Origin of the sequence: Nocardia sp. NPDC051832 (assembly GCF_040681285.1) — a bacterium.
In the GTDB taxonomy this organism is placed as follows: domain Bacteria; phylum Actinomycetota; class Actinomycetes; order Mycobacteriales; family Mycobacteriaceae; genus Nocardia.
Map to the genome: position 1 here is coordinate 620,904 of NZ_JBFAYL010000003.1, position 14,688 is coordinate 635,591.

At 67.3% G+C, this 14,688-nt stretch carries 19 protein-coding genes; 7 read left to right on the top strand and 12 right to left on the bottom strand.

The features are described 5' to 3' along the window. Positions 1–7: 7 nt before the first annotated feature. Positions 8–409 (bottom strand): hypothetical protein, encoded by a 402-nt coding sequence (locus AB0M14_RS20765; protein ID WP_364997306.1) that lies wholly within the window; start codon positions 407–409, stop codon positions 8–10. A 209-nt stretch (positions 410–618) separates the two neighbouring features. Between AB0M14_RS20765 and AB0M14_RS20770 the strand changes: the two genes are divergently transcribed. Both AB0M14_RS20770 and AB0M14_RS20775 read left to right on the top strand, forming a co-directional pair. Next, positions 619–1,404, top strand: a complete 786-nt coding sequence (locus AB0M14_RS20770; protein WP_364997308.1) for an N-acetyltransferase — start codon at positions 619–621, stop codon at positions 1,402–1,404. Then, complete coding sequence (locus AB0M14_RS20775) at positions 1,397–2,386, top strand: pirin family protein (RefSeq protein WP_364997310.1); 990 nt, start codon at positions 1,397–1,399, stop codon at positions 2,384–2,386. Before AB0M14_RS20770 ends, AB0M14_RS20775 begins: the two co-directional genes overlap by 8 nt. A gap of 68 nt (positions 2,387–2,454) precedes the next feature. On the opposite strand, the gene AB0M14_RS20780 is transcribed toward AB0M14_RS20775, so the two are convergent. Both AB0M14_RS20780 and AB0M14_RS20785 read right to left on the bottom strand, forming a co-directional pair. Then, positions 2,455–2,928 (bottom strand): SRPBCC family protein, encoded by a 474-nt coding sequence (locus AB0M14_RS20780; protein WP_364997312.1) that lies wholly within the window; start codon positions 2,926–2,928, stop codon positions 2,455–2,457. Further along, positions 2,925–3,257: a metalloregulator ArsR/SmtB family transcription factor gene (locus tag AB0M14_RS20785; RefSeq protein WP_364997314.1), complete on the bottom strand. Its 333-nt coding sequence runs from the start codon at positions 3,255–3,257 to the stop codon at positions 2,925–2,927. Before AB0M14_RS20785 ends, AB0M14_RS20780 begins: the two co-directional genes overlap by 4 nt. 106 nt (positions 3,258–3,363) lie before the next feature. Here AB0M14_RS20785 and AB0M14_RS20790 point away from each other — a divergent pair, with 106 nt between their 5' ends. The 3 genes from AB0M14_RS20790 (at position 3,364) to AB0M14_RS20800 (ending at position 6,344) form a co-directional block, all read left to right on the top strand. Then, complete coding sequence (locus AB0M14_RS20790) at positions 3,364–4,596, top strand: FAD-dependent oxidoreductase (protein ID WP_364997317.1); 1,233 nt, start codon at positions 3,364–3,366, stop codon at positions 4,594–4,596. 91 nt (positions 4,597–4,687) lie between these two features. Next, positions 4,688–5,341 (top strand): hypothetical protein, encoded by a 654-nt coding sequence (locus AB0M14_RS20795; protein ID WP_364997319.1) that lies wholly within the window; start codon positions 4,688–4,690, stop codon positions 5,339–5,341. Positions 5,342–5,456: 115 nt separating this feature from the next. Then, positions 5,457–6,344, top strand: coding sequence for a bile acid:sodium symporter family protein (locus AB0M14_RS20800; RefSeq protein WP_364997321.1), 888 nt, complete (start codon positions 5,457–5,459; stop codon positions 6,342–6,344). 3 nt (positions 6,345–6,347) lie between these two features. Here the strand turns inward: AB0M14_RS20800 and AB0M14_RS20805 are convergent, their stop codons facing one another. The 5 genes from AB0M14_RS20805 to AB0M14_RS20825 all read right to left on the bottom strand — a co-directional run bounded on the left by AB0M14_RS20805 (position 6,348) and on the right by AB0M14_RS20825 (position 9,141). Continuing rightward, positions 6,348–6,818, bottom strand: a complete 471-nt coding sequence (locus AB0M14_RS20805) for a DUF4442 domain-containing protein (RefSeq protein WP_364997323.1) — start codon at positions 6,816–6,818, stop codon at positions 6,348–6,350. Positions 6,819–6,908: 90 nt separating this feature from the next. Then, complete coding sequence (locus tag AB0M14_RS20810; RefSeq protein ID WP_364997325.1) at positions 6,909–7,199, bottom strand: putative quinol monooxygenase; 291 nt, start codon at positions 7,197–7,199, stop codon at positions 6,909–6,911. Between the two features lie 31 nt (positions 7,200–7,230). Next, positions 7,231–8,226 (bottom strand): aldo/keto reductase, encoded by a 996-nt coding sequence (locus AB0M14_RS20815; RefSeq protein ID WP_364997327.1) that lies wholly within the window; start codon positions 8,224–8,226, stop codon positions 7,231–7,233. Next, positions 8,223–8,678, bottom strand: coding sequence for a MerR family transcriptional regulator (locus AB0M14_RS20820; RefSeq protein WP_364997329.1), 456 nt, complete (start codon positions 8,676–8,678; stop codon positions 8,223–8,225). Before AB0M14_RS20820 ends, AB0M14_RS20815 begins: the two co-directional genes overlap by 4 nt. A gap of 94 nt (positions 8,679–8,772) precedes the next feature. Continuing rightward, positions 8,773–9,141: a VOC family protein gene (locus AB0M14_RS20825; protein WP_364997331.1), complete on the bottom strand. Its 369-nt coding sequence runs from the start codon at positions 9,139–9,141 to the stop codon at positions 8,773–8,775. A gap of 97 nt (positions 9,142–9,238) precedes the next feature. Here AB0M14_RS20825 and AB0M14_RS20830 point away from each other — a divergent pair, with 97 nt between their 5' ends. Further along, positions 9,239–9,439 carry a hypothetical protein gene (locus tag AB0M14_RS20830; protein ID WP_209886722.1) on the top strand — a complete coding sequence of 67 codons (201 nt, stop codon included), beginning with the start codon at positions 9,239–9,241 and terminating at the stop codon, positions 9,437–9,439. Here AB0M14_RS20830 and AB0M14_RS20835 read toward each other — a convergent pair whose 3' ends face one another. Then, positions 9,440–9,931, bottom strand: coding sequence for a histidine phosphatase family protein (locus tag AB0M14_RS20835; protein WP_364997333.1), 492 nt, complete (start codon positions 9,929–9,931; stop codon positions 9,440–9,442). A gap of 229 nt (positions 9,932–10,160) precedes the next feature. Between AB0M14_RS20835 and AB0M14_RS20840 the strand changes: the two genes are divergently transcribed. Beyond that, positions 10,161–11,831 (top strand): FAD-dependent oxidoreductase, encoded by a 1,671-nt coding sequence (locus AB0M14_RS20840; RefSeq protein WP_364997335.1) that lies wholly within the window; start codon positions 10,161–10,163, stop codon positions 11,829–11,831. Positions 11,832–11,846: 15 nt separating this feature from the next. On the opposite strand, the gene AB0M14_RS20845 is transcribed toward AB0M14_RS20840, so the two are convergent. The 3 genes from AB0M14_RS20845 to AB0M14_RS20855 are packed head-to-tail and all read right to left on the bottom strand — an operon-like array spanning position 11,847 to position 14,675. Beyond that, complete coding sequence (locus AB0M14_RS20845; protein WP_364997337.1) at positions 11,847–12,500, bottom strand: GntR family transcriptional regulator; 654 nt, start codon at positions 12,498–12,500, stop codon at positions 11,847–11,849. A 31-nt stretch (positions 12,501–12,531) separates the two neighbouring features. Then, positions 12,532–13,521 (bottom strand): 2-oxoglutarate and iron-dependent oxygenase domain-containing protein, encoded by a 990-nt coding sequence (locus AB0M14_RS20850; RefSeq protein WP_364997339.1) that lies wholly within the window; start codon positions 13,519–13,521, stop codon positions 12,532–12,534. Positions 13,522–13,523: 2 nt separating this feature from the next. Further along, positions 13,524–14,675, bottom strand: a complete 1,152-nt coding sequence (locus tag AB0M14_RS20855; protein ID WP_364997341.1) for a nitrate ABC transporter substrate-binding protein — start codon at positions 14,673–14,675, stop codon at positions 13,524–13,526. Positions 14,676–14,688 lie beyond the last annotated feature (13 nt).

Below are 14,688 nucleotides of genomic sequence, written 5' to 3' on the forward strand. Positions count from 1 at the left end.
TTGTATGTCAGTCCCACCAGACACTGAGCACCCTGTGGCGGGTATGCCCACACCCCAGTGCGAAGGACAATTCTTCGACGTTGTCCTGCACCGCTACCTCGTCGGCCTGCCACTTGTCTGTTTCGGCGACGCGGGCCAATTCCTTTGCCTTGTCGAGGTCTTCGGTCAGCACGACAAGTGTGTCGACATTCCATAGATCGCCGCGCAGATCACGTAGCTTGATCAACGAACCTGACGCGAACCAGTCACGATGCTCCTCGTGCGCCAGGCCGAACCGATCGATGTAGACCGCCAGCCAGAGATCGCGGTGCCGTTCCAGGCTGCCCGCAACCAGCTCCCCGTCGAAGTTGTTGAAGCTAGATCTGCGGATCAATTCCAGCTGAATTTCTTGGACAGTTGCTTCGGACAAGCTCGGACCGTTCATCACTCGCTCCCTCTGCCGTCTGTGACCGCAGCCCATCGTAAGTGGATGGGGTTGCGATGAAGGAGCCCCGGCGTTGATGCAGGTTGTGGTGGTCGACGCGCTCAGGGCCCTGGGCTGGCAAGGCTCGAGAGCTGAAGTGGACTGTAGTCCGGAACATTTCGATAGCCGTGTGAGTTATTCGGGGCATGGAGTCGTTGGTTTCCGAGCGTCGAGTCTGGATCGATAAGCAGCATCCGGAGGTGTATCGGGCGTTGACGGGGGTGGCGGTTGCGGTGCGGGCGGCGGGGACGCGGGCCGGGCTCGATCGGAAGCTGATCGAGCTGGTTATGGTGCGGGTTTCGCAGCTCAGTGGGTGTGCGAGTTGCTTGGATAAGCACCACGCCGCGGCGTTGGCGGCGGGGGCGTCCGAGCGCCAGTTGGCAGTGTTGCCGGCGTGGCGGCGGACGGAGTTTTTCTCCGAGGCCGAGCAGGCGGCGTTGGCGCTGGCGGAGGTGACTGCGGTGTTGCCGGAGGAGGCGACGGTGCAGCGCGAGTACGCTTTCGCGCGCCAGTATCTTTCGGACGAGCAGATGTCTGCGGTGATCTGGGTGGCGACGACGATCGCCGCGTTCAATCGCGTTTCCATTTTGAGCAGACATCCGGTACGACAGCAGAAGGAGAAGCACATGAGTGAGTCGACTCCGGAGGCCACGGTCGCTCGCAACGACGAGAAGAAGCGGTACGAGGTCTTCTACGACGGCAAGCTCGCGGGGTTCGCCGAGTACGAGGAGCGCGGCGACGAAACGGTGTTCACGCACACCGAGATCGATGACGCGTTCTCCGGCAAGGGGCTCGGGAAGGTGCTGGCCAAGGTGGCCATCGAGGACACCATCGCGCTGCAGCGCGTGATCCGGCCGCTGTGCCCGTTCATCAGGGCCTACCTGGAGAAGCATCCGGAATACGACGCGCATGTCATCGGTAAGGGCGTTATTCGTGAGTGATCTCGAGGAGCATCCGGCCGAGCAGCTCTGCGAGCCGACCGCGGGTCCCGGCCCGGTCGCCGAGCTGTTCCCGGCGCGTGAGGTGCCGCTGGGCGGGGTGCGCGGCGTGTTCGTCGAACGTGTGCTGCCGCAACGGGATCTGCCGACCGTCGGGGCCTGGTGCTTCTTCGACCATTTCGGTTCGCCCACGGTCACCAAGACGGATGCGCCGCCGGACATCGATCCGCACCCCCACATCGGTTTGCAGACGGTGACCTGGCCGTTCACCGGACAGATCCGGCACCGTGATTCAGTCGGCTCGGATGTGGAGATCCATCCGGGCCAGCTGAACCTGATGACCTCGGGTCGCGGGATCGCGCACTCGGAGTACTACTCCGCCGACGCCCCGGCCGGGCACGGACTACAGCTCTGGATTGCGCTGCCGGGCAACGCGACCCGGGTCGACCCGCATTTCGAGCAGCATCGTGACCTGCCGGTATTCCGGGCCGACGGCATCGAGGCGATCGTGTTGATCGGTTCGCTCGCCGGTCACGCCTCGCCCGCGCGGGCCTACACCCCGATCGTCGGCGCCGACGTCCGCCTGGAGCGGGGCGCCGCGGTGACGCTTCCGCTGGAACCGGGCTTCGAACACGCGATCATGGTGATCGAGGGCGAGGTGACGGTCGCGGACACCGAACTCGCCGCGGGCCCCTTGCTCTATCTGGGCACCGAACGAAACGAGCTGCGGCTCACCAGCTCCGGCGGCGCGCACTTCCTGCTGATCGGCGGCGAACCGTTCGGCGAGGAACTGGTGATGTGGTGGAACTTCGTCGGCCGCAGTCACGAGGAGATCGTGGCGGCCCGAAACGACTGGGAGAACCACGATGTCGCGCGCTTCCCGGACATCGCGGGCCACACCCCGGAGCAGCGTATCCCGGCCCCGCCGCTGCCCGCCCTGCACTTGAAGCCGCGCAAGCGCCGCGTCGGTTCGGATCGCTCCTGAATTCGACAGCCGTACACGGCTATTCGGCCTCGGCGTGGCAATCACGCTGAGGCCGAACAGCTTCCGGGTCAGCCGGCGAGCAGCCGGTCCAAGGCGAGGTAGCTTTCGTTCATGCCGGCTTCCATGCCGGAGCCCAGCATGCCGTCGCGTTCTTCCTGGGTGTGGAAGATGCTGTCGGTGACCACTTTGGTGCGGCCGTCGCCGAGGTCGACGAACGTGGTGGTGTCGATGCTGATGTGGGCGGGCATGCCGTCCCATTCGAAGGACTGCACGATGCGTTCTTCCGGGGTGATCTCCCGGAAGCGGCCTTCGAAGCCGTGGGTTTGGCCGTCGGAGTGTTCGACGAAACGCCAGTGCCCGCCCTTGCGGAATTCCCAGCGCTCGATGTCGAGCTGGTGGCCGCGGCCCCACCACTGGGCCAGTTGCTCGACCCGGCTGTAGGCGGCCCAGACGCGCTCGCGCGGGGCGTCGAAGACGCGCTCGACGTGGCAGTCGCGATCGCCGGAGGTGGTGACGACCGCTTCTTTCGTGGAGGTGCTCATTGGTTGTGCTCCGTTCGCTCGAGAAATTCACCGAGACGGTCCATCCGGGCTTCCACCATGCGCCGATAGTTCTGCAGCCACGCCACTTCGCGGTCGAAGATGTTCTCGCCGAGCCGGCAGTACCGGACTCGACCGCGTTTTTCGGTGACGATCATGCCCGCGTCCTCCAGCAGTCGCAGATGCTTCTTGATGCCGGTCAGGGTCATGTCGAAGCGGCCGGCGAGCTCGGTGACGGACGCGGGCCCACGCCCGAGGTGCTCCAGGATCCCCCTGCGGGTGGGATCCGCGAGCGCCGCGAACGATGCGCCTAGGAAGTCATACTGAACCATCTAGTTCAGTGTTGCGCGGCGCGAGGACGAAGTCAAGAGGCCCTCGACCGAGGCCGATTTGTCTACTACGGTGTGTCGTAGAACGGGATCGGACAAAGGGGGCGTCATGGAGAACACCACGTGCTGCATCGTCGGCGGCGGACCGGCGGGCATGATGGCCGGGCTGTTGCTGGCCCGCGCCGGGATCGAAGTCACCGTGCTGGAGAAGCACCGGGACTTTCTGCGCGACTTCCGCGGGGACACAGTGCATCCCGCGACCCTGCGCCTGCTCGACGAGCTGGGCCTGGGGGCCAAGTTCGCCGGCCTGCCGCACAGCAAGCTGGCGCAGATGAAGATGCATTTCGGTGACCGCACCATCGTGGCCGCCGATTTCGGCCGGATCCCCGGCCCGCACCGCTACATCGCGATGGTGCCGCAGTGGGATTTCCTGGACCTGCTCGCCGCCGCGGCGGCTCAGGAGCCGTCCTTCACGCTGCGCATGGCCACCGAAGTGACTGGGCTGCGGACGGATTCGGACCGGGTGACCGGCGTCGACTACCGCACCGCGGACGGTGCGCACGGCAGCCTCGCCGCGGATCTGGTGCTCGCCTGCGACGGCCGCGACTCGGTCGTGCGCACCGCGGCCGGGCTGCGGCAGACCATGTTCGAAGTGCCGATGGACATTTGGTACGTCCGCGTCCCCATGCCCGCCCGGCGTCGCAACGAGAGCATGGTGTTCGCGAGCTTCGGCGACGGCCGGGCCGCGGTGACCATGGATCGCGGCGACTATTTCCAAACCGGGTACCTGATCGAGAAGGGTGCCGACGCCGCCCTGCGCACCCATGACATCCAGTGGTTCCGTACCGAATTGGCGGCGCTGTTCGATTGGCAGCCGGACACGCTCACCGCGATCCGCTCCTGGGACGACGTCAAGCTGCTCGAGGTGTCCATGGGCCGGCTGCGGCGCTGGTACCGCGACGGCCTGCTCTGCCTCGGCGACGCCGCGCACACCATGTCGCCGGTCGGCGGCGTCGGCGTCAACCTGGCGATCCAGGACGCGGTGGCGGCGGCGCGCCTGCTCGCGGGCCCGCTGCGGCGCGGCCAGGTGCCGACAGCGGACCTGGCCCGGGTACAGCGGCGACGGAGCCTGCCGACCGCCGTGATGCAGAAATCCCAGCTCGGCGACCATGACTCACTGCTGCGCCCAGCCCTCGCGGGCACCCTCACCACGCCGCCGGCCGCGCTCCGGCTGATCGACAAGTTCCCGCCGCTGGCCGGGTTGACGGCCTACCTGGGCGGCATCGGCATCCGGACGGAGCACGCGCCGGACTACGCGCGGCGTCCACTGACGGTCGGCTGACATCAATGCGTCAAACAGCCTGGAGCCCTGCTGAAGTCGGTCCGCGGCCGGTATCTTCGTACCGACGAATCGGCGCTAGGGGAAGAACACGATGAGGATCAGCAGAATCACCGCGACCGCACTCCTGAGTTTGGCGGCTACCGGCCTGGCGAGCGGAGTGGTGCAGGCGGAGCCCGCGCCCGCGCCGCCCGCGCAGGTCGCTCCCGCCGACGACGCCCCGCTGGATCTGCGGGGCAGCTTCAAGGAGGTCGGCTACCAGGTCGCGGTCGCCGAGGATCGCAAGTCCACCGTCACCACCCTGCAAAATGGCCGTTTCGCGCTGGTCGCCGACGAGAAGGTCGTGACGGTCGCCGACAGCGCCGGCCAGATCATCGCCGCGCTGCCGATGACGATCGATGTCGAAGGCCGCAAGATCGACCTCCGCCCGGTCATCGACGAGGCGGGCGCGCGCCTGTCGCTCGCGCCGAACACCCCGGTGGACGGGCCGGTGCGCGAGATCAGTTCGCAGGAGCGCTTTTTCGCCGATATCGAGCGCTATCAGCCGCAGATTCTGGAGGGCGCGGCCATCGGCGCGGCGATCGGCTTCCTGGCCGGCTTCCCGTTGGGGCTGTTCGTGTTCGACGTGGTCACCGTGCCGATCGCCACGGTCGTCGGCGGCGTCATCGGCGCCTTCGCCGGTCTGCACCAGGCCGGCGGGCAGGAGTCCATCGACGCCGCCATCGCTTACATGACCGGTCAGCCATAAATCCGCCGTAGCTATTGCGACGCTCGTCACAGTCCGGCTATCCTCAGCGAATTCTGACACCCGCCGGGTTCAGATTTCCGGCTAGGGCTAGCCGGATGAGTGATGAGGACATTGCATGAATTCTCCACTGGTATCGGTGGCGCTTCCGCTGGCGCTGGCCGTGATCATGTTCGGCCTCGGTCTGTCGCTGACCGTCGACGATTTCCGGCGCATCGCGTCGAACCCGCGGCCGGTGGCCATCGCGCTGGCCTGCCAGCTGGTGCTGTTGCCCGCGGCGGCCTTCGGGCTGGTGCTGCTGTTCGATCTGTCCCCGCTGCTCGCCGTCGGCATGATGCTGCTGGCGGCCTCGCCCGGCGGCACCACCGCGAACCTGTTCAGTCACCTCTTCCGCGGCGATGTCGCGCTGAATGTGTCGCTGACAGCGGTGAATTCGATCGTCGCGGTGGTAACCCTGCCGCTGGTCACCAATTTCGCCATCGACTACTTCGAGCCGGGCGGCAGCGCGGGGCAGGTCGGGCTGCAATTCGGTAAGGCAGCACAGGTTTTCGCGATCGTCCTGATCCCGGTCGCGCTGGGCATGTTCACCCGGCGACGGGCGCCCGGTTTCGCCGAACGGATGGATCGCCCGGTCCGGATCGGCTCGGCGGTGACCCTGCTGCTGGTTATCCTGGGCACGATGCTGGCCGAACGGGAGAACCTGACCGGTTACCTGGTCGACGTCGGCGCCGTCACCACGCTGTTCTGCCTGATCAGCCTGACCGCCGGCTACTTCGTGCCGCGCTGGCTCGGGGTGACCGACCGCCAGGCGATCGCCTGCTCGATGGAGATCGGCATCCACAACAGCACGATCGCCATGACGGTGGCGATCAGCGTGCTCGACAGTACCGAAATGGCGGTCCCGGCAGCGGTTTACGGTGTGCTGATGTTCCCGCTGGCGGCCGCGGTCGGCTGGCTGATCACCCGGCGCGCCGCGCGGCCGGCCGAGGCGCCCGCGCAGGCGTAGGGGTCACTTCCGGCGCGGCCGCAGCACGGCGGTGAATGCCGAAGCGGCCACCTGCTTTCCAGTGTTGTCGGTGATGGTCACCGGCACTTCCAGCTCGATGTCGACCTGGTCCGCGATCTGCGCGCGGACCTTCTCGAGGGTTTCCGGCTCGATGTCGGAGATCGCCAGGAACGGCCCGGCCGTGCCCTTGGCGCGAGCCAGGTATTCGATCCGGCCGTTCCTGGCGACGATGAACGTCTCGGCCATCAGGTCCACGATCCCGGACACCGACGCGCCCATCGCGGCGGTCTCCGCCAGCCCGAAGAGCACGGCGGCGTGCAGATCGCCGTTGTGGTTGAGGTGCTCCGGCTTCGGTTCGATCGACACGATGTTGTGGCCGGGGCCGAACTCGACGCCTTCGATGCCGGTGTACTGGATGAATCCCAGCTTCTGGAACCCAGCCATCACCATTTCGCCCACGGCCGCGCTGTCCATCGAAACTCCCGCATCACCAGAAATGAAACCTGTTCTAGTTTCATACCCTGTAGCACGGCAGTTGTCCACCAAAGCGATGCCGAGCAGGCCCTATGCGTCGGTGAATCGCCGCATCTGCAATGGCTCGGCCAGGATGTCCTCCATGTCGGCGATGCACTGCTTCAGGTGCGGAGTCTGGAAATGCTCCGCCAGCGCGGCCACGTCCACCCATTCCTCCAGGAGCACAACGCGACTCGGGTCGGTCGGGTGCAGGTACAGCTCGTAGCCGAGGCAGCCCTCCTCGGCAAGCGTCGGTTCGATCATGTTCTGCAGGGTTTCCCGCAAGGCGGCTTCTTGACCGGGCTTGGCGGTGAAACGGACGTTCAGGGACAGTGTGGACACGTCTGTGCTTCCTGTTCTGTTGCGCTGCTTGCTATTCCCGGCCCGCCGAGGTGAAGGACATGTCGGCGTAGCGGGGGCCGGCGACCTTTCCGGCGATCGGCTCCAGGCCGGCCAGCTCGTCGGTGGTCAGGACCAGTGTTGCGGCAGCGACGTTTTCCGCCAAACGCTTGCGGCTGCGGGTGCCCGGGATCGGGACGACCGGCAGGTTGTGCGCCCCGGCCTGGGCGTGCACCCACGCCAGCGCCACCTGGGCCTGGGTGACGCCACGGTCTGCGGCGATGGCGGCCAGCGGCGCCAGCAGTTCCGCGTTGTGCACGGCGTTGTCGCCGGAGAAGCGGGGCATGTTGCGGCGGAAGTCCGTCGGGTCCGCGGTGCTCAGCCGGCCGGTCAGGAAGCCGCGGCCCAGCGGCGAATACGGCACGAACGCGACGCCGAGGTCCGCGGCGGCGGGCACCGCGGTGCGCTCGACATCGCGGGAGAACAGCGACCACTCGGATTGCACGGCCGCGATCGGATGGACGGCGTGCGCCGCGCGCAGTTCGTCGCCGGTCACCTCGGACAGGCCGAGCGCGCGGACCTTGCCCTGTGCGACGAGTTCGGCGAGCACGCCGACGGTGTCCTCGATCGGCGCCTGCGGGTCGCGGCGGTGCATGTAGTACAGGTCGATGACGTCGATGCCGAGCCGGCGCAGGCTGTCGTCCACGGACTTGCGGATATAGCCGGGGGAATTGTCGAAACCGCGGTAGGCGGGGTCTTCGGTCTTGCGCACGATGCCGAACTTGGTGGCGAGCACCACCCGGTCCCGGTTGGCGCGCACGAAATCGCTGAGGAATTCCTCGTTGTGGCCGGAGCCGTAGATATCGGCGGTGTCGAACAGGGTGATGCCGAGTTCCAGCGCGTGGTCCAGCGTCGCGCGGGATTCGGTGAGGTCGGACTCGCCGTAGAACTCGCTCATTCCCATGCAGCCCAGGCCCTGCCCGCCGACCTCGATGCCGTCGGTGCCCAGAGCGGTGACCGGAAGAGTCATTTCTGAATTCCTTTGCTGTCGTGCGCGATGAGTAATGCCGGCCGGACCGCCGAGTCGTCGCCGGAGTACAAGGCGATCTTGTAATCCAGCACTTCGACGGTCCTGCGGAGTTCCTCGATCTGGGCGAGCACTTCAGCGCGGGTGTCCCGGAACATCTGCAACCGTTCCGGCAGCGTCGCATCGCCGGACCGCACCAGCTCGGCATAGCGGACCATGTCGGCGACCGACATCCCGGTGGTGCGCAAGCGCCCGATCAGCGCCAGCCACTCCAGGTCACGGTTGCTGAATCGCCGCTTTCCGGTGTGGTCGCGGCCGACGTAATCCATCAGCCCGATCCGCTCGTACCAGCGCAGGGTGTCCCGGCTCAGCCCGGACCGCTCGGCGACCTCGCCGATCGAATACCGCGGCCGATCATGGTCGGTGACACTGCTCTGACCTGCCGGAAGACCCATCTACCCTCGCCCTTCTCGAAGAACATGACCGACGCTACCCACCTGGAGTGCACTCCAAGCAAGGCCAATTCTTCACGAGTCGAGGGGCGGTCGCTCAGTCGTACTTGGGCAGCTGCTGCACGGCCCACCGGTTGCCGTCGGGGTCGGCGAAGAAGGTGAACAGGCCCCAGCCGAAGTCCTTGACCGGGGTGGCCTCCACGCCGGCCGCGACCAGCTGCTGATACGCCTGCTCGGCGTCGGCGACGACCATCTGCATGCCCTCGACGCTGCCGGGAGCGGCTTCGGTGAGCCCGGTGCCGATACAGATCGAGCAGCCCGAGCCCGGCGGGGTCAGCTGCACGAAGCGGACGTCGTCGCTGGGGGAGTGATCATGGTCGGCGTTGAAGCCGATCGACGTGTAGAAATCCTTCGCGCGGTCGACGTCGGTGACGGGAATCGCGATGAGTTCGATTTTCCAATCCATCGCCTCAGCCTCCCACCGGGCACCGCCGCACGCAGCGGAAATCGGCCGATTCCCAGACAACGGGACGCCCCGGATTTCCGCGCCTACCCTGGGGAACATGGCTAAGGAAATTGATCGTGTCCGGGCTCGTTCGGCATTGGCCACGGTCCGGGAAAGTCCCTTCATCACCGCGGTCGCGGTGGCTCCGGTGCTGCTCGCGCTCGGCGTGGTGTGGTGGCTGACGAACGGGTTCGTCGCCTTCGTGCTGCTGCTGATCCTCGGCGGCGTCGTCGTGGTCGGCGGCAAGCTGCTCAAGTAGTCAGCGCGGCACGTGGAAATAGGTGAGCTCGCCGGTACCCGGATCCACCTCGGCCCAGGGCCGGTCGAATTCCAGCACCGCCAGCGCTGAGGTGGGGAACTTCCGGCTGAGCTCGATCGCCTGCTCGGAGTTGCGGTTGGCGGCCAGCTCCCACGCGGTCCACGGCATCCCGGGCGCGTGCCCGATCAGCATCAGGGTCGACACGTCGTCGTCGCAGATCTGGACCAGTTCGATCAGCGTGCGCGGAGACGCCTCGTAGATGCCGCGCTCGAAGACCACGGGGGCCTGGATTCCGGTGGCGGCCAGGGTTTCCCGTGTCCGGACCGAGGTGGAGCAGCGCGCCGCGTCGACCGGCGGCTGGGTTTCGCGCAGCCATTGCCCGGCCAGGCCGGCTTCGCGCAGACCACGGGTCGCCAGCGGGCGCTCATGGTCGCCGACGCCGTCCGGGTAGCTCGACTTGCCGTGCCGCATGAGGATCAGAGTCCGCGCCATGCGCATACCGTAAGGCCGATCCCTCGCTGTCTCACGATGTGGTGGGGGATTGACGCGCACGAGAGCCGCTGTGATAGGACCGTGGCAGTCCGGAGAGAGGCGTACGCCACTCTTCAGGCACACTGAAAGCGGCGTCACAACCGCGCACGCTCGACCCTGTGACACCGCCGGTCCACCGCAAACCCCCGGGTGGCATACAGCCCACGCACATTTCGAGGATCTGCACACTATGGCCTACGTCATCACGCAGCGTTGTTGCAACGACGCCAGCTGCGTCTCCGAGTGCCCGGTCGATTGCATTCGTCCCACCCCGGATCAGCGGGAGTTCGCGACGACCGAGATGCTCTACATCGACCCCGACACCTGCATCGACTGCGGTGCCTGTGTCGACGCGTGCCCGGTGGAGGCCATCTTCTCCGAGGACGATCTGACCGCGTCGCTGGCCCGCTATCGCGACATCAACGCCGCCTACTTCCAGCGGCATCCGCTGGAGTCGAATTTCGATCCGATCGTGACGCCCGCGCGTCCGCCGAAGGAACTCGGCACGCTGCGGGTCGCCATCGTCGGCGCCGGGCCGGCCGCCTGTTACGCGGCCGACGAGCTGTTGCGGCGCTGCGATGTCGAGGTGGAGATGTTCGACCGGCTGCCGACCCCGTGGGGTCTGGTGCGCAACGGCGTCGCCCCGGACCATCCGGGCACCAAGACCGTGTCGAGCCTGTTCGAGTCCGCGTTCCGGCGCGAGACCCTGCAGTACTACCTGAATGTGGAAGTGGGCACCCACATTTCGCACGAGGAACTGCTGAAGCACCATCACGCCGTCGTGTACGCGGTCGGCGCCGCGTCCGACCGGCGGATGAACGTGCCCGGCGAGGATCTGCCCGGCAGCCACTCGGCCACCGAGTTTGTCAACTGGTACAACGGTCACCCCGATTACGCGGATCGCCAGTTCGACCTGTCGGCCGAGCGGGCCGTCATCGTCGGCAACGGCAATGTCGCCCTCGACGTGGCCCGCGTGCTCACCGTCGATCCCGACGAGCTCGCCAAGACCGATATCGCCGACCACGCGCTGGATGCCCTGCGGCGCAGCAATATCCGCGAGGTCGTCGTGCTCGGCCGCCGTGGCCCGCTGCAGGCGGCCTACACCTCGCCGGAGTTCCTGGCGCTGGCCCACCTGAAGGGTGTGGACATCGTCGTCGAGGACGCCGACCTGGAACTGGACGCGACCAGCCGCGCCGTGCTCGACGACCCGGACGTGGAACCGCACCTGCAACTCAAGTACACCCTCGCCAAGGAGTACGCCGCGGGCCGTCGCGATCCGGCCAACCGCCGCATCGTCTTCCGCTACCTGGGCTCCCCGACCGCCGTCACCGGCGTCGAGCAGGTCGAGGGCCTCGAGTTCGTGCACAACGAACTGGTCGAAGAGGGCGGCCAGGTGGTGGCCCGCGCCACCGACCGCGCCGAAGCCTTGGAAACCGGTCTGGTGCTGCGCTCGATCGGCTACAAGGGCGAACCGGTCGCCGACCTCCCCTTCGACGAGGGTCGCGCCGTGGTCCCCAACGAACACGGTCGCGTCCTCGGCGAGGACGGCGCACCGCTCGCCGGCGTCTACGTCAGCGGCTGGATCAAGCGCGGTCCGCGCGGCGTCATCGGCTCCAACCGCACCGACTCCGAAGAGACTGTGGAACAGCTTGTTTCGGACTTCACCAGCGGAAAGCTGAACAAGCCCCAAGCCGACCGCGCCGCCCTGAAGGCCCTCATCGCCGAACGCCAGCCCGACCTGGTCGACCGCGCGGGCTGGAAGTCCATCGATCAGGCCGAGAAGACCGCGGGCAAGGCGGCACGCCGCCCCCGCGTCAAGTTCACCACCCGCGAAGACCTGCTGAAAGCCGCTCGCGGCTAGGGGATTTCGCTCGTCTCAGCTCCGTCCGAGCCGTGTGATCAAGCCGTGTACGTGGGACTCGGCGGCGGCTCGGGCGGATGCGGGGAGCCCGGATTCGAGGGCCTGCAGGATGCCGCGGTGCTCGTGCAGGGCGGTGCGGCGGTTTCGGGCGGAGTGCCAGAGGTCGCCGCGATAGAGGTGGGCCTGGGCTTCCAGCCGGGACAGTTCGTCGGTCAGAGGTTTGCTGGCGGCAGCGTCCCGGATCAGGCGGTGGAAGGCCAGGTCGAGCTGGGTGTCGCGGGCGGTGTCGGCGGCGCCGTGCAGGTTGTGCTCCTGTGCGGCAACGAGATCGGCCAGTTCGTCGAGATCGGCGTCGGTGAGGCGGGTGGCGGCGCGTTCGGCGGCCAGGCCGTCCAGTACGGCGCGGACCGCCAGCACGTCCCGGATCTGGCCGTCGTCCAGGACGGCGACCCGCGCGCCCGCGTGCGGCACGTTGACGGCCAGACCCTCGTAGATGAGCTGCTGGACGGCTTCGCGCACCGGGCTGCGGCTGACCCCGAGCCGGGCGGCCAGCGCGGGCACGCTGAGCGGCTGACCGGGTTCGAGTTCGCCGGAGAGGACCAGCTGGCGGACTTGCCGGTGCACGTGCTCGCCGAGCAGAGCCCCCGGCGGCGCTTCCGGATCGGTCATGACAGTGGTCCCCTTCCTGCGGGCGTCGAAGCTATCCTTGCGGCCGATAGTTGGCCCGCACCCGCTGGGTGAGGAAATCGGCGGCGGTGACCGGGGGATAGGTGCCGCCCGGCCCCTGGATGACGGCGTCGCGGTCGGCCTGGGCGAAGTACGCGATGCTGTAGCGCTCTCCCTGGTATTCGCCTTCGCCCGGGCTGCGGACCCGGTGGAAGTTGGACGGCAGCAGATCATCGCTCCAGCGGGTGAGCATATCGCCGATATTGCAGGTGATCAGGCTGGACGACGGCGTGATCGAGGTCCACTCCTGCTCCTGCATCTCCCGGCCCGGGCACACCTGCAGCCCGCCCTGACCATCGCGCTGGAAAAGCAAAGTGAGGCAGTCGAAGTCGGTGTGCGCGCCGGCCCGCCAGCGACCGGGTACACCGCGCAGTTCGGCGGGGACCGCGAAGTAGTGCAGCAGCCGCAGGGTGCTCTGATATTCCGGCGATTCCGGGTTGTGCGCCGCGGTGAAATGGTCGCGGTCCATCCCGAGACGATCGGCGAAACAGGACAGCACGCGCATGGCCACGGTCCAGGCCTGGTGCTCGAAAGCCAATACAGCGCTACGGAATCCGGGCAGTTCCGCCGAACTCGGCCACAATCGGTCCATGTGCGGGCGGGTGATCTGGTACGACTCCTTCTGGTCGGGCACGCCGATCGACGGCCGCACCTGACTCATGCTCTCCCAGCCCGCGTTGTTCGCCTTGACCAGCGGATACCGGCCTTTCACCGAGTCCGGGAGCGCGAAGAACCCCGCAGTGCGGGTGAATACGTCATCGATCAGGGTCTGCGGAATTCCGTGCCCCGACAGCTGGAAGAAGCCGATCTCGGTGGCGGCCTGCCAGAGTTCTTCGGTGATCTCGGCGCGGCGGTCCTCGAAGTCGGTGAGGTCGATGACCCGGATCTCGCGGTCGGTCTCGGTGCCGAGGCCGCCCATCTGCTGCTCCCGGGAGACTTCGGACAGGTCGTAACTGGTGGCCATGCTCAGTTCCTTACGGTCGGATCGAGGAATTCTTTGGTGACGAGGGCCCGGGCGGACAGTCCGTCGGGTACTTGTGCGCCGCCGCGGCGCAGGATCGGGGCGAACTCCGCGATGACGCGTTGCACCCGGGCCTCGTCGAAGCTGCCGATGACGCCGTCGGTGTCGGGACCGACGAGTCCGCCGGAAATCAGTGCACGGGAGCCGAATTCGGCGAGCTCGGCACTGTAGGGGCTGAAGTTGAGGCTCTGCGAGACCACGTCGACCACCACGTCGTCGACCGGTGCCGGATCGGCCAGGAACCGCGCGGTCGAGCGCTGGATCATCGGCACCAGCCGTCGCAGGCAGGGCCGCAGCTCGTCGAGCCGGTCGGCGCGCACGTTGACGGTGCGGGCATAGCCTTCGTAGCCGACGTCGCGCAGCAGCTGGTAGCCGACCGGTTTGCCCCAGGCCCGCACTTCGTGCTCGTAGACGTAGGGCTCGGAGTTCACGAAACCCTGCTGCGCGAACGACGGCCCGGCCACGAATCTGGACGGCGAGTTGTCGAAGGAGCTGTCGATCTGCCCCGGCTGCAGCAGTCCCCGCGCCACCAGCCAGTCGGGGTACAGCTGCCCCTGTGAAACCACTACCGGCGCACCGGATTTCCCGATGTCGGCGATACCGCGCCAATCCGGATGGGTGCCCGGATCCCACATCAGCATTTGCGGGCTGGCCCGCAGCAACGTGGTCACCGCGACGATCGGCTGCGTGGCCGCGGCGGCGATGCCGTGTTCGGAATGGGCCAGCCCCAGCGTGATCGAGGAGTCGACATACATCTGCGAGGGCACCGTCTGGAAGCCGATGGCCGGCCCGCCCGCCCGGATCTCCAGATCGACTCCGGTGTCCTTGCCGTCGATCGCCAGCGGGCCGGTGACCAGGTTGCGGTCGGAGTCGACCCGGTAGCCGGGACCGAGCAGGCCGAAGATCGGACCGGAATCGGTCTCCGGCTCCCATTGCAGCTGAACGACAACCTTTTCCGGGCAGATCCCGGAGAGCAGCTGTTCGGCCGCAGCGGCGGGCAGGTCGGGGGCGGTCTCGGTCCCGGAACCGGAACAGGCCGCGCTGGAACTGATTACGGCGGCCGCGAGGGCGAACGCGCCGAAGGTACGAATACGCATGGCATCCTCCAGA